Source organism: Caulobacter sp. DWP3-1-3b2, assembly GCF_049896325.1.
Classification (GTDB): domain Bacteria; phylum Pseudomonadota; class Alphaproteobacteria; order Caulobacterales; family Caulobacteraceae; genus Caulobacter.
Genome location: NZ_JAFCUB010000008.1, coordinates 102,377 through 115,236, shown reverse-complemented (window position 1 = coordinate 115,236; position 12,860 = coordinate 102,377). Strand labels below are relative to the sequence as shown.

Genomic DNA, 12,860 nt, shown 5'->3' with positions numbered 1-12,860 from the left:
CGCCCACGCCGGCCGCACCGGTCATTGCAACCCTTGTGGCCGACGAAAACGCCTTCGTCCATGCCCGCCAAGGGCGTCGTGCGCCCGCCGCCGCCGCTTGGTCTGGAAAATGCCTTGGAACGTTGATATAGGACGTCATGTCAAACCAAGAAAAAGCAATCGCCGTCGTTGAGCAGCTCAACGCAGAATACGAACGCGCCGTCGACGCCCTGCGGACCGCGCTACGCGCCTATCTCGAAACCGGAGCCCGCCCCGATCCGCAGACGCGGTTCGACGGTACGTTCGCCTATCCGGAACTTCGCCTGGTCTACGCCCCCGAGGCTTTGCCGCCCAAGCTGGCGCGCTCCTATGCCCGGGTCAGCCGGCCCGGCGTGTACGCCACCACGGTGACCAAGCCCAACCAGTTCAAGGACTATCTGGTCGAGCAGCTGACCCTGCTGTTGCAGGACTTCGATGTCGAGATCGAGATCGGCCGCTCCGAGCAGGAGATCCCCTATCCCTACGTGCTGGACTCCACGATCGACCTGAACCAGGCCGACGTGCGCAGCGAGGACATCGCCCGGTTTTTCCCGACCACGGATCTCGCCTTCATCGGCGACGAGATCGCCGACGGGGTGTGGAACCCGGCGATGGACGAGACCCGGCCGCTGGCCCTGTTCGACGGCCTGCGGACCGACTTCTCGCTGGCCCGCCTGCGGCACTATACCGGCGCTCCGGCCGAGCATGTGCAGCAGTTCATCCTGTTCACCAACTACCACCGCTATGTCGACGAGTTCGTGCGCTGGGGCATCGAGCAGTTGGGCCAGGAGGGCACGCGTTTCGAGGCGATGTCGTGCTCGGGCGGACTGACGATCACCGCCAACACCGTCAATCCCGAACTGGCGGTGGCAGAGTCGACCTGGCGCAAGCACCAGATGCCGGCCTATCACTTGATGGCTCCGGGCGGGACCGGCATCACCCTGGTCAATATCGGCGTCGGACCGTCCAACGCCAAGACCATCTGCGACCACCTGGCCGTGCTGCGGCCCCAGGCCTGGCTGATGATCGGCCACTGCGGCGGCCTGCGCGACACCCAGACCATCGGCGACTATGTGCTGGCCCACGCCTATCTGCGCGACGACCACGTGCTGGACGCCGTCCTGCCGCCGGAGATCCCGGTGCCGTCGATCGCCGAGGTCCAGCGCGCCCTCTATGACGCCGCCAAGGCGATCAGCGGCGACTCGGGTGATCAGCTGAAGAAGCGCCTGCGCACCGGCACTGTGGTCACCACCGACGACCGCAACTGGGAACTGCGCCACAGCCTCTCGGCCCTGCGCTTCAACCAGAGCCGGGCCGTGGCCATCGACATGGAGTCGGCCACCATCGCCGCTCAGGGCTACCGTTTCCGGGTGCCATACGGGACGCTGCTGTGCGTGTCGGACAAGCCGCTGCACGGCGAGATCAAGCTGCCCGGCCAGGCCAACGCGTTCTACGAGCGGGCCATCAGCCAGCACCTGCAGATCGGCATCCTAACCTGCAAGCTGTTGTTGGAAGAGGGGCCGAACCTGCATTCGCGCAAGCTCCGGGCGTTCGATGAGCCGCCGTTTCGGTGATGGGGTAGAGGCGAGTGGCTCACCCTCTTGCCCCCACCTGACCGCTTCGCGGTCTGTCCGCCCCATAGGGGGCGGAGCCTCGCGCAAGGCGACGTAGTCGCCTGGAGGGGGCAAGTGCGCCGCCGCGCTATTCCCCCAAAAATCCCACCACGGCCTCCGCCAGCGCCGGCTCCATCACCGCGCTCAGGTGATCGCCCGGAACCCGCACCGTGCGCGCGTCCAGCATCATCGCCGCCAGCCCCTCGGCCGAGCCGTTGTCGTCGCGCGCTCCCGCCACCACCAGGGTCGGAACCTCGATCGCGGCGATCGCCTCGGCCGAGGTTGCGACGAACGACGCCAGCACGCCCAGCATGGCCTCGGGCTTCAGCCCGCCGGCCGCCATCATCGCCTGCACCCGGCGGCCGGCCCGTGGGTCCTGGGCCAACTCACCGTGGCGGATGCTGTCTTCGAACATCGCCGCCCGCGCGCCGGCGGCCACCAGCCCACTGTCGCCCATGCCGCCCAGGACCAGCCTCCTCGGCCGCGCCCCGCGCGCCAGCATCCGCACCGCCGTCCGCGCGCCCAGCGAATAGCCGACCAAGTCGTAGTCGGTCAGGTGCAGGTGGGCGATCAGCGCCTCCTGGTCGCGGGCCAGCACGTCGCCGGGCCAGGCGGCCGGATCGGTGGGGGCGTCCGAGCGGCCGTGGCCGCGCAGGTCCGGGGCGATCACCTTGCGGCCGGCGGCGGCGATGGCGGCGGCGATGCCCGGCAGGAACCAGTTGCTCTCGGCGCTGGCCAGGAAACCGTGCAGCAGCAAGGTCGGCCAGCCTTCCCCGAGCGTGCGATAGCCGATGGAAACGCCGTCGAAACTCTGGAAGCGGTGGAGGTCGGTCATGCGGGCAGCTTAGCCCGCCCCATCCCGCCGTCCAGTGTCTCGCTTTCGGCACCTCCAGGCGCTAACACACCGCCATGACCCGTCACATCCCCCTGCAAGGCATCGAGAACTTCCGCGATTTCGGCGACTACGCCGCAGGCGTGGGCCGGCTGAAAAAGGGCTTGCTGTTCCGCGCCGCCCACCAGGCGGAGGCCACCGACGACGACCTCGCGGCCGTGGCCGGCCTGGAGATCACCACCATCGTCGATCTGCGCCGCCCCAACGAGCGCAAGCGCGACCCCTCGCGGCGCTGGGACGGTTTCACCGCCCAGGTGATCGACAACGACCTGGGCGTGACGGGCGAAGATCCGTGGCACACCTTCCTGCGCGGCTCGGACCTGTCGGCCGGCTCGATCCGCGACTATCTGGTCGAATATTATCGTCGCGCGCCGTTCAAGGAACGCCACCTGGACCTGTTCCAGCGCTATTTCCAGGCCTTGGCCGCCGCGCGTGGCCCGGTGCTGATCCACTGCGCGGCCGGCAAGGACCGCACCGGCCTGCTCGCCGCCCTGACCCATCACGTGGCCGGGGTGTCCGACGACGACGTCATCGACGACTATCTGCTGACCAACAACGAGGAGCGCTTCGTCCGCCGAGGTCCGAAGTTCGCCGCCATCCTCGAGGAGGCCACCGGCCGGCGTCCGTCCGACGCGGCGATCCGCACCGCCATGGGCGTCGAAGCCGACTATCTGGCCACGGCCATAGCGGAGATGAAGGCGCAATACGGTTCGATCGACGGCTATCTGGAACAGGCGCTCGGGCTCGACGCGGCGGGCCGCGAGGCCGTGCGGGCGCATATTCTGCTGTAGCGACAACGAAGGTGACAAACGCGCGTTTAACCGCCACGCTTCCGTCAAGTCGCCGCGCAAGAGGGTGACCGCTTCGACGAGGGTGTGATACCGCATGAGTGAGTTCTCGGCCGCCGCTGCGGTCCCCTCGGAAGGCGATCCGGTCGCGCCGCCGAACACCAAGCTGTCGCGCGGCGCCCTGGCCTGGATCCTCCAGCAGGGAGCGCGGGACCCCTATGTGATCCTGATCACCATCTACATCTTCTCGCCCTACTTCTCGCGGGTGCTGGTCGGCGATCCTGTCAAGGGCCAGGCCCTGGTGGCCAATATCTCGACGATCTATGGCTTGCTGACCGCCCTGACCTGCCCGTTCCTGGGGGCGATGATCGAGCAATATGGGCCGCGCAAGCCGATGCTGGGTGTCGTGCTGGCGGTGATGGTCCCGATGCTCTGCGCCCTGTGGTGGGCCATGCCGACCGGTGGCCTGCCGCTGATGGTCATCAGCGCCGTCCTGGTGGTGCTGGGGGTGGTCTATAATTGGGGCGATGTGCTGAGCAATTCGCTGCTGGGCCGGGCCGCCGCCGGGATCCCCGGTCGCGCCGCCCTGATCTCGGGCCTCGGTTACGCCATGGCCAACGGCCTGTCGGTGGCGCTGCTGGTGTTCATGCTGTGGGGCATGGTGCTGCCGGGCCAGGTGGACTGGCCGGGCGTGCCGCACGCGCCGCTGTTCGGGCTTGACCCCGCCAAGAACGAGCCCAGCCGGATCTCCGGCCCGATGGCGGCGGCGGTGATGCTGCTGGGCGCCATCCCGTTCTTCCTGTGGACCCCCGACGCCGCCCGCACCGGCCGCAGCTGGACGGGCAGCATGAAGGCCGGCGTCGCCCTGCTGCGCGACACCTTCGGCAATCTGAAGGGCCACAAGGACATCGCCACCTATCTGGGCGGGCGGATGCTCTATTGCGACGGCATGACCGCACTGCTGATCTTCGGCGGGCTGTTCGCGGCGGGCCTGATGCGCTGGGGCGCGCTTGAGATGCTGGCCTACGGCATCTCGCTGAGCGTCTTCGCGGTGCTGGGCGGGCTGATCGCGCCGTGGCTGGACCGCACGCTCGGGCCGCGCAAGGCGGTGCAGGTCGAGATCGCCGGGGCCCTGATCATGCTGATCGCCACCCTCGGCATGGGGCGCGAAAAGATCCTGTTCTTCTGGACCTATGACCCGGCCGCCCATGCGCCGATCTGGAACGGACCATTCTTCCGCACCGCGCCGGAGCTGATATATCTGGCCCTGGGCCTGATGATCGCGGTGTTCGTCACCGCCCAATACGCCTCGAGCCGCACCTTGCTGATCCGCCTGTGCCCGCCCGACAAGACCGCCGCCTTTTTCGGCCTCTATGCCCTGTCGGGTACGGCCACGGCCTGGCTGGGCTCGCTGCTGGTCGCCCTGGTCACGGCGATCTTCCACAGCCAAGTGGCCGGCTTCCTGCCGATCGCCGTCCTGCTGCTGCTGGGTTTCCTGGTGCTGTTCCTGGTCAAGGGCGGCGAGCGGGAGGCGTGAGGGATTAGGTCTTGCCCGTCTCCCCGGCGCAGGCCGGGGCCCACATGAAAGGCGCTTGAGGCTGACGCCAAGAGCTCTGAGCGTCTCCAATCCTCCACACCGCCTGGGATCTGGGTCCAGACCGTCGTCGGGAAGACGAAAGCGGTGGCGGGGCTCGACCGAAGCCGTGCTTCCGCGCTGCCCCATGGCGTCGAACGCCGAGCGGCGGTATCACCCGCCGATGCGGCATGTCGTCCTTATCAGCGCTCCCTGGCGCGACCCGGTCTGGGCTGCGGCCCCGTGGCGCGACGAGCCCTTCGCCGGCGCGATGATCTCGGGCGGCCAGGGCGGGCGCTGGTCCTATCTGCTGCGCGATCCGGACGCCACGCTGGTGCTGGCGGGGGATGATCCGCGCGACCCGTTCACGGCCCTGGCCGAGCTGATCGGTCCGCCCCAGGCGGTGGAGCCCGACGGCCCGCCGTTCCAGGGCGGCGTTGTCGGCCTGGCCAGCTACGAACTGGGCGACCGGGTCGAGCCCCTGGGCTTGAAGCGCACCGGCTGGCCCGACCTGGCCTGCGCCCGCTATCCGGCCCTGCTGGCCTTCGACCACCTGCAGCGGCGGGTGCTGGCGATCGGCCGGGGCGGCTCGCACGGCTTCGCCCGCGCCAAGGCCGAGGCGGCCCTGGGCTGGCTTGAAGCGCCGACGCCGGCTGAGCACGACGGCCCGCTGTGCGAGGCCCTGATCGAGAGCGACGGCGCGGCCTATGAGACGGCGGTGGCCCAGGTGGTCGAGCGCATCCACGGCGGGGAAATCTTCCAGGCCAATATCGCCCGCGTCTGGACCGGGCGGCTGGCGACGGGCGCAAATCCCTATGACCTGTTCACCCAGCTGCGATCAGTCAGCCCCGCGCCGTTCTCGGCCTATCTGCGTTTGCCGGGCCGGGCCATGGTCTCCAACTCGCCGGAGCGTTTCCTGAAGGTGAACGCCAGGGACGGCGGCGGCGATCTGACCATCGAGACTCGGCCGATCAAGGGCACCCGGCCGCGCGGCGCCGACCAGGCCGAGGACGCGCGACTGATCGCCGAGCTGTCGGCCAGCGCCAAGGATCGGGCCGAGAACCTGATGATCGTCGACCTGATGCGCAACGACCTGGCGCGGGTCAGCCCGCCCGGCAGCGTCGCCGTGCCGGAGCTGTTCAAGGTCGAGACCTTCGCCAATGTCCACCACCTGGTCTCGACGGTGACCGGCAAGCTGGCGACCGGATTGACCGCCGCCGACCTGCTGCGCGCGGCCTTTCCGCCGGGTTCGATCACCGGCGCGCCCAAGGTCCAGGCCATGCGCGTTATTTCAGAGCTGGAGGCCCCCCGCGGCCCCTATTGCGGCTCGCTGTTCTGGGCGGGTGTCGATGGCGCCTTCGAGTCCAGCGTGCTGATCCGCACCGTCGGGCTGGAGCAGGACGCCCTTGGAGAAGGAGGTGAGGGCTGGAGCTTCGAGGCGCGCGCCGGGGCCGGCATCGTCGCCGACAGCGATCCCCACGCCGAACGCCTGGAGACCGAGGCCAAGTTCGCCGCCCTGCGTCGCGCCTTGCTGGAGGAGCCCCGTCGATGATCCCGCCTCCTCCTGTGCCTGGCGATGACCGTGGCCTGCTGCTGGGCGACGGTCTGTTCGAGACCCTGCTGTGGCTCGACGGCGAGCTGCGCTGCCTCGACGCCCACCTCGACCGCTTGGCCACCGGTTGCGAGACCCTGGGCTTGCCGCCGCTGGACCGCGACGAGGCCGCGCGCCTGTGCCGGGCCGCGCCGGGGCAAGCGGGCGTCGAGACCGGCCGGGCCGCCGTGCGCCTGACCCTGACCGCCGGTTCCGGCGGTCGCGGCCTGGACCGCCCGGACGCGCCGGAGATCCGCCTGGTCGCCCGCGCCGCCGCGACGCAGCCGGTCTCGACGCCGGCGGCGCTGATCCTGGCCAAGACCCGCCGCAACGAGGGCTCGCCCGCCTCGCGGCTGAAGACCCTGTCCTATCTCGACAACGTGCTGGCCCGGGCCGAGGCGCGGGCGGCGGGGGTCGACGAGGCGGTGATGCTCAACAATCGCGGCGACCTGGCCTGCGCCTCGGCCGCCAACCTGTTCTGGATCACCGGCGGCAAGCTATTCACCCCCGCCCTGAGCTGCGGCGTGCTGAACGGGATCACGCGGGCCCGCGTGCTGAACCAGGCCGCCGCCCTGGGCGTCGAGACGGCGGTGGTCGCCGCCAGCGCCGAGGTCCTGGAAGACGCCGAAGCGGCCTTCCTCACCAACAGCCTGATCGGCGTCCGGCCGGTCAGCCGCTTCGAGGGCCGTCTCTACGCCCCGCACGATCTGGTCACGCGGCTGCGGGCTGGGGTCTAGAGCATTTCCCGACCTGACTGCGTCATGCCGTGGGCTCTAATCTTCTGTTTTGACACGTTTTTCTTCACGCGAACCGGAACCACTTCGCTCGAAAAATGCTCTAGCTCTTGACGCGAACGACGCTCGCCGACAGCCTGGGCCGCAAATAGAAGGTCCGGCGGAAGGTGATGGTGTCGGGCGACACCAGCTTGATGGGCGAGTCGTAGTCGTAGCTGGACTTGCTCATGATGACGCTCTGATTGGCCGGCAGCACGCTGTCGGGAATATCGGTGAGCACCGTGCCCTTGGTCGGGCAGTTTACCGGGGCGTTGTAAGGCTCTGACCAGTCCACGGTGTCCTTGCCCTTGGTGTCGGACAGGACGCTGACCAGGCACATGCGCAGCGAGGTTGACGGAAACGGAGCTATCAGCACGCCGCCGACCTTGAAGACGTCGGTGCGCCGCGCGTCGGTCAGTTGGGTGTCGCGCGCCACGATGTCGCCGATCGACGATGCGACGAGGATGAGGCGACGCTGGGCCAGCATCGCCTCGGTCAGTTCGGCCATGCCGCAATAGAACAGCAGCAGCACGGGCGCGATGAAGGCGAACTCCACCGCCGAGGCGCCGCGACGGTCACGCCAGAAGGCGGTGAGGTTGGGGCGAGCGCGGGGCCGGGACGGGGGCTGGTTCACTACGGGCATTTGACGCTCGCGGCTGGGGTGTCCGAATAGGGCTCGTTGGTGAAGACCGCCGAATAGGTCACCATGCGATCGCCAGGATCGCCGGCTACGGCGTCTTGCAGCAGAGGGGTCATGATCGGCCATTTGTAATAGGCGCGCACCAGCACGATCGAGCCGGGGCCGCCCGGATCCCAGCAGGTCTTGGCCAGGTTGGGCGCCGTGGCGGCGCCCGTGGCGCCGAAGGACGGCAGGGCGCGAACATCCACGTGGAGCGCCGAGGCGCAGCCCGAGCCGAGCCACGACATCTGCTCGCAAACCTGCGCCTTGAAGGTCGCGGCGGTGCCGCCGGTGGACTGAAGTTCCCCGGTCCGGATCGTGCGGTCCATGTTGCTGAGGCCGGCTTCCAGGGTCAGGGACACCATGAAGGTGACGCCCAGTTCCAGGATGGCGAACACCAGCACCAGGAAAGGAATGGACACAAAGGCGAACTCGACCGCTGTCGCGCCGTCATGAGCCCGCGCGAAGCGGCGCAGCAGGCCCTTGGGGGCGCGCGGGGCAGGGCGGCTTTTTCGGTCGTGATCGGCCATGATGGCGTCCGCGTCAGCGCCTTCTCATCAAGAGAGGCGCGACACTCTAGGCTCGGCGTCCCTAATCACTGGTTTAGGGACCTGAAAAGGTTTCAAGCGCGCCCGCGCGTGTATCCTTACGGGTGAGCGGGGGCGGGGGCGGCGGCGGCGGCGCCCAACTTGGAGCAGCGGTCGCCGCAGGCATAGATCGACGCCACCACGCCGCGCTGGACGATGACGGCCTCGCTGGAGGCTTCGGTGACCATCACCTGGCGGTCGGCAAGGGTGTGGCCGCCGGCGTCGAAAGCCAGGAGGGTGGTCGCGCCCGGCTTCTTGCCCATCACCACCAAGGTGCGGTCGTTGACCAAGCTGACATCGGCCACCTGGGGATCGCCGACCACGATGTCGCGCACCGGACCCGACAGGGTGATGCGGACGGCCTCGCCGTCGCCGATCGACAAGGTTCGGGATTGTCCGGCCAGGGGCTGGGCGCTGGCGACGCCCGCCAGCAGGCTGAGACAGACGCAAAAGGCGAGGGGTAGGCGGCGCATGGTCATTCTTTCCAGGATGGTGCGATCTCTAAAATGGTCCGGAATGGTCAATAAAGACCTAAGAACAGTACTTCCGTAATCTTCCCGATATTCCAGAAACCGTTGCCGGATAAGGAGTTTTCGCCCTCGCGGATATCGTATAGTTAAGAGTTGATAATGGTAAACCTAAATAAACCATCAGAAATATCTGGGAAACTATCTGATGTTTACTGACTATTAAGCGGGGTGCGGCAAATTGATCGTGTTTTCAGGGGTTAGCAAGTCGACACGGCTTGGAGAGCCCAGATCCTTACTGACCAGGAGAGCCACCATGTCGAAGTTTGTCACCCGCTTTGTCGCCGATGAATCCGGCGCGACCGCCATCGAATACGGCCTGATCGTTGCTCTGATCGCCGTCGTCATCGCCAGCGTCGTCACCTCGCTCGGCGGCACCCTGAAGGCCACCTTCACCAAGATGAACACCACGGTGACCACGGCTAACGCCGCGAAGTAAGACGCGCCTCTCGAAAAAAGAGGGCCTCGGCGGAAACGCCGGGGCCCTTTTTTCATGTCCGCGACCCAGGTCGGCGGCCACCTCGCCCGACGAAAGCGTGGGGCGGAAACCATTGCTTCACGGGATCGGGGCAGATTGTCGTTTGATCGAGCGTTCCAGAACACCGGATGACACAGGCCGCCGCCATGCAAACCTTCCAGTTCGCCCTGTTGCTGATCTTTCCCGCCCTGGTCGTCGTGGCCGCGCTGAAGGATGCCACCAGCTTCACCATTCCCAACTGGATTTCGCTGGCCCTGATCGTGGCCTTCGCGCCGGCGGCGTTCGCCAGCGGCGCGTCCCTGGCGACTATCGGCCTGTGCGCGGCGGCGGGAGTCGCGGCGCTGGCGGCCGGCATGGGAATGTTCGCGGCCGGCTGGATCGGCGGCGGCGACGCCAAGCTGTTCGCGGCCGCCACCCTGTGGCTGGGCTGGCCTGCAGCGCTGCCCTTCATGCTGATCACCGGCATGGCCGGCGGGGTGCTGACCCTGGGCCTGCTGAGCCTGCGCTCGGGCTGGTTCGAACCGGTGCTGGCCGGCAGCCCGCCCTGGGTGCGCAAGCTGGGCGCGCAGGGCGGCGACATTCCCTATGGCGTGGCCATAGCGGTGGGCGCCCTGGTGACCTTCCCTCAGGGCGCGCTTGCCCAGGCCGTGGGCGCAGGATGATCCGACGGCCAGATCCGCCCCGCGTCAGCCTGTCGCGCCGCCCATCGGGCCTTTCGACCCTCCCCCTTTAGTCGCTGTTAACCATGGCCGCGCGAGCATGGAGCGTGGCCAGAAAGGCCGTTCGACGATTCGTGCGTGATCGCCTGAAGGCGGCTCGCCCCGACCTGTACCCCCGTCGCCAGAGCCGCCTCGCATGAATCCTCTTCGCGTCATGATCGTTCTGATCGCCGCCGTGTCGGCCATCGGCCTGGCTGTGGTCCTGCAGAAGGCGATGGGCGGCAAGAAGGACGTCGCGCCCGTGGCCCAGGCCGCGCCGACGCTGGACCGCGCCATGACCCAGGTGCTGGTGGCCAAGCGCGACCTGGCGATCGGTGACCGCCTGACCGCCGCCGACGTCACCTGGCAGGCCTGGCCGACCGGAGCCATCAACGCCGCCTTCATCACCAACGGCGCGGCCCCGCCGCCCGTGACCAAGGTTTCCGACAAGGCCGCCAAGGCCATGGACACCGTGGCCCAGGGCATGATCGGCGGCGTCACGCCCGAAAAGGCCATCGAGGGCGCGATCGTGCGCGACCCGATCCTGGCCGGCGAACCCATCACCCCCCGCAAGATCGTGCGCGGCGGCGAAGGCGGCTACCTCTCGGTGGTCCTGTCGCCCGGCAAGCGGGCCATGTCGGTGCCGATCACCTCCGAGACCGCGGTCGCCGGCTTTGTCCTGCCGGGCGACCGGGTGGACGTCCTGCAGATCCGCGACGCCCGCAGCACGGGCGAGGGCGGCGCCAGCGGCAAGCAGACGATCGCCGAAACCGTCCTCCAGAACGTCCGCGTGCTCGCCCTCGACCAGAGCACGACGGCCGAGAAGGACGCCAAGACCATCGTGGCCTCCACCGCCACCCTCGAGGTCGGCCCGTTCGACGCCGAGGCCCTGACCAAGGCCAAGGCCGCCGGTCCAGTCACCCTGGTCCTGCGCGCCTATACCGACCTGGGCGGTCCCTCCGGGATCGCCGCCCGCTCCGAAGAGTCGAACGTCGTCCGCATCAATCGCGGCGGCGAGACCTCCAACATCTCGGTCCGCCCATGATCCGCCGGTTCCTCTCCGCCTCCCTCGTCGCCGCCCTGGCCCTGGGGCCGGTGACCGGGGCCCTGGCCGACGGCCCGGTGGGCGGCACCCACACCTACCGGACTACCGCCCGCGCCGCGCCGTCGGCTCCGATCATGACGCCGCCCGCTGACCGGGTGCTGCGCATCGACCTCACCGCCGGACCAGGCAGCCAGAACCTGACCTTGCCCCGGGGCAAGTCGGCGATCGTCGAACTGCCGGTCGATGTGCGCGACATGCTGGTGACCAATCCGCTGGTGGCCGACGCCGTGCTGCGCAGCCCGCGCCGCATCTATGTGCTGGGCATGACCGAGGGCACGACCGACGCGGTATTCTTCGACGCCGCCGGCCGCCGGATCCTGGCGCTGAACATCACCATCAGCCAGGACGCCGGCGCGCTCGAAGCCACCTTGCGCCGCGTGCTGCCCGCCGCCGACATCCGCGTCGAGCCGATCCGCGACAGCGTGATCCTGACCGGCATGGTCGCCAACGCCAGCGAGGCGAGCATGGCCTCGCAGATCGCGACCCAGTTCGTGGCCAAGCCCGAAAACGTGCTGAACATGCTGACCATCGCCGGCAAGGACCAGGTGATGCTCAAGGTCCGCATCGTCGAGGTGCAGCGCAACATCATCAAGCAGCTGGGTTTCAACGCCAACGCCGTGCTGGGTCAGCTGGGCGAGGCGCAATACGGGTTCGGCTTCAGCCCGACCTATGGTGTCAACGGTTCGCTGCTTGGCGGGCTGACCGGCGGCTACAAGCTGGACACCACTAAACAGCCCTTGGCCTCGTCTCCAGCCGGTTGCGACAGCAGCATCGTGCGTGACCGCACCAACGCCGCCAACTGTGTCGGCATTGGTCGAGCCGGTAGCCCGGGCCTGAATTCGGGGACCGGCATGCTGCAGGCCTTCGAGCGTGTCGGCCTGGTGCGCACCCTGGCCGAGCCAAACCTGACCGTGGTGTCGGGCGAGGCCGGCAAGTTCCTGGTTGGCGGCGAGTTTCCGGTGCCGACCGGTCAGGACAGCTCGGGCAAGGTCTCCATCGAATTCAAGCCCTACGGCGTGGGCCTGGGCTACACGCCCATCGTGATGTCGAGCGGCCGCATCTCGCTGAAACTATCCACCGAGGTTTCGGAACTGAGCAGCCTGGGGGCTTTCACCCTGGCCTCTTCCACCGCCGGCGCGGCCCTGGTCGTACCGGGCCTGACCGTGCGCCGGGCCGAGACCACGGTCGAGCTGCCCTCGGGCGGTTCGCTGATGATCGCCGGACTGCTGCAGCAACAGACCAAGCAGAACATCGACGCCCTGCCCGGCATGACCAGCCTGCCGATCCTCGGCTCGTTGTTCCGGTCGCGCGACTATCTCGACGGCGAGACCGAGCTGGTGATCATCATCACCCCCTACATCGTCGACCCGACCAAGCCCCAGAACCTGCAGACCCCGGCCGACGGCCTGCAGACGGCGAGCGACATGAGCACGGTCCTGCTGGGCCGGCTCAACAAGGTGGTCAAGGCGCCGGCCGGCGCCAATGCGGGGCGCGCCTATCAGGGCCCCGTCGGCTATGTGATCGAGTGAGAACGCGGA

Annotated in this window: 13 protein-coding genes; 9 read left to right on the top strand and 4 right to left on the bottom strand. The window is 68.3% G+C overall.

Annotation, left to right across the window (positions count from 1 at the left end; all coding sequences use genetic code 11):
* Positions 1-137: 137 nt before the first annotated feature.
* Complete coding sequence (locus ACP7AG_RS08470; RefSeq protein WP_426009839.1) at positions 138-1,592, top strand: AMP nucleosidase; 1,455 nt, start codon at positions 138-140, stop codon at positions 1,590-1,592.
* 127 nt (positions 1,593-1,719) lie between these two features.
* On the opposite strand, the gene ACP7AG_RS08465 is transcribed toward ACP7AG_RS08470, so the two are convergent.
* Positions 1,720-2,466, bottom strand: coding sequence for an alpha/beta fold hydrolase (locus tag ACP7AG_RS08465; protein ID WP_426030514.1), 747 nt, complete (start codon positions 2,464-2,466; stop codon positions 1,720-1,722).
* A gap of 74 nt (positions 2,467-2,540) precedes the next feature.
* Here ACP7AG_RS08465 and ACP7AG_RS08460 point away from each other — a divergent pair, with 74 nt between their 5' ends.
* The 4 genes from ACP7AG_RS08460 (at position 2,541) to ACP7AG_RS08445 (ending at position 7,212) form a co-directional block, all read left to right on the top strand.
* A complete protein-coding gene (locus tag ACP7AG_RS08460; RefSeq protein WP_426030512.1) occupies positions 2,541-3,314 on the top strand; it encodes a tyrosine-protein phosphatase in 774 nt (257 codons plus the stop codon).
* A gap of 94 nt (positions 3,315-3,408) precedes the next feature.
* Positions 3,409-4,848, top strand: a complete 1,440-nt coding sequence (locus ACP7AG_RS08455) for an MFS transporter (RefSeq protein ID WP_426030510.1) — start codon at positions 3,409-3,411, stop codon at positions 4,846-4,848.
* Between the two features lie 220 nt (positions 4,849-5,068).
* Positions 5,069-6,436 (top strand): aminodeoxychorismate synthase, component I, encoded by a 1,368-nt coding sequence (pabB, locus tag ACP7AG_RS08450; RefSeq protein ID WP_426030543.1) that lies wholly within the window; start codon positions 5,069-5,071, stop codon positions 6,434-6,436.
* A complete protein-coding gene (locus ACP7AG_RS08445; RefSeq protein WP_426030508.1) occupies positions 6,433-7,212 on the top strand; it encodes an aminotransferase class IV in 780 nt (259 codons plus the stop codon). The genes pabB and ACP7AG_RS08445 overlap by 4 nt, the downstream gene beginning before the upstream one ends.
* A 100-nt stretch (positions 7,213-7,312) precedes the next feature.
* Here the strand turns inward: ACP7AG_RS08445 and ACP7AG_RS08440 are convergent, their stop codons facing one another.
* The 3 genes from ACP7AG_RS08440 to ACP7AG_RS08430 form a co-directional block, all read right to left on the bottom strand.
* Complete coding sequence (locus tag ACP7AG_RS08440) at positions 7,313-7,891, bottom strand: TadE/TadG family type IV pilus assembly protein (protein WP_426009833.1); 579 nt, start codon at positions 7,889-7,891, stop codon at positions 7,313-7,315.
* Positions 7,882-8,457: a TadE/TadG family type IV pilus assembly protein gene (locus tag ACP7AG_RS08435; RefSeq protein WP_426009832.1), complete on the bottom strand. Its 576-nt coding sequence runs from the start codon at positions 8,455-8,457 to the stop codon at positions 7,882-7,884. Before ACP7AG_RS08435 ends, ACP7AG_RS08440 begins: the two co-directional genes overlap by 10 nt.
* Before the next feature lie 116 nt (positions 8,458-8,573).
* On the bottom strand, positions 8,574-8,987 hold the full coding sequence (locus ACP7AG_RS08430) for a pilus assembly protein N-terminal domain-containing protein (protein WP_426030506.1): 414 nt from the start codon (positions 8,985-8,987) through the stop codon (positions 8,574-8,576).
* 310 nt (positions 8,988-9,297) lie between these two features.
* Between ACP7AG_RS08430 and ACP7AG_RS08425 the strand changes: the two genes are divergently transcribed.
* From ACP7AG_RS08425 to ACP7AG_RS08410, 4 genes are all read left to right on the top strand, one after another.
* Positions 9,298-9,480: a Flp family type IVb pilin gene (locus ACP7AG_RS08425; protein ID WP_426030504.1), complete on the top strand. Its 183-nt coding sequence runs from the start codon at positions 9,298-9,300 to the stop codon at positions 9,478-9,480.
* A gap of 185 nt (positions 9,481-9,665) precedes the next feature.
* Positions 9,666-10,181 (top strand): A24 family peptidase, encoded by a 516-nt coding sequence (locus ACP7AG_RS08420; protein ID WP_426011261.1) that lies wholly within the window; start codon positions 9,666-9,668, stop codon positions 10,179-10,181.
* A 193-nt stretch (positions 10,182-10,374) separates the two neighbouring features.
* The gene (cpaB, locus tag ACP7AG_RS08415; RefSeq protein ID WP_426009827.1) at positions 10,375-11,262 is read left to right on the top strand and encodes a Flp pilus assembly protein CpaB; all 888 of its coding nucleotides are present in this window, start codon (positions 10,375-10,377) and stop codon (positions 11,260-11,262) included.
* Complete coding sequence (locus tag ACP7AG_RS08410; RefSeq protein ID WP_426030503.1) at positions 11,259-12,851, top strand: type II and III secretion system protein family protein; 1,593 nt, start codon at positions 11,259-11,261, stop codon at positions 12,849-12,851. The genes cpaB and ACP7AG_RS08410 overlap by 4 nt, the downstream gene beginning before the upstream one ends.
* The last annotated feature ends 9 nt before the right edge of the window (positions 12,852-12,860 follow it).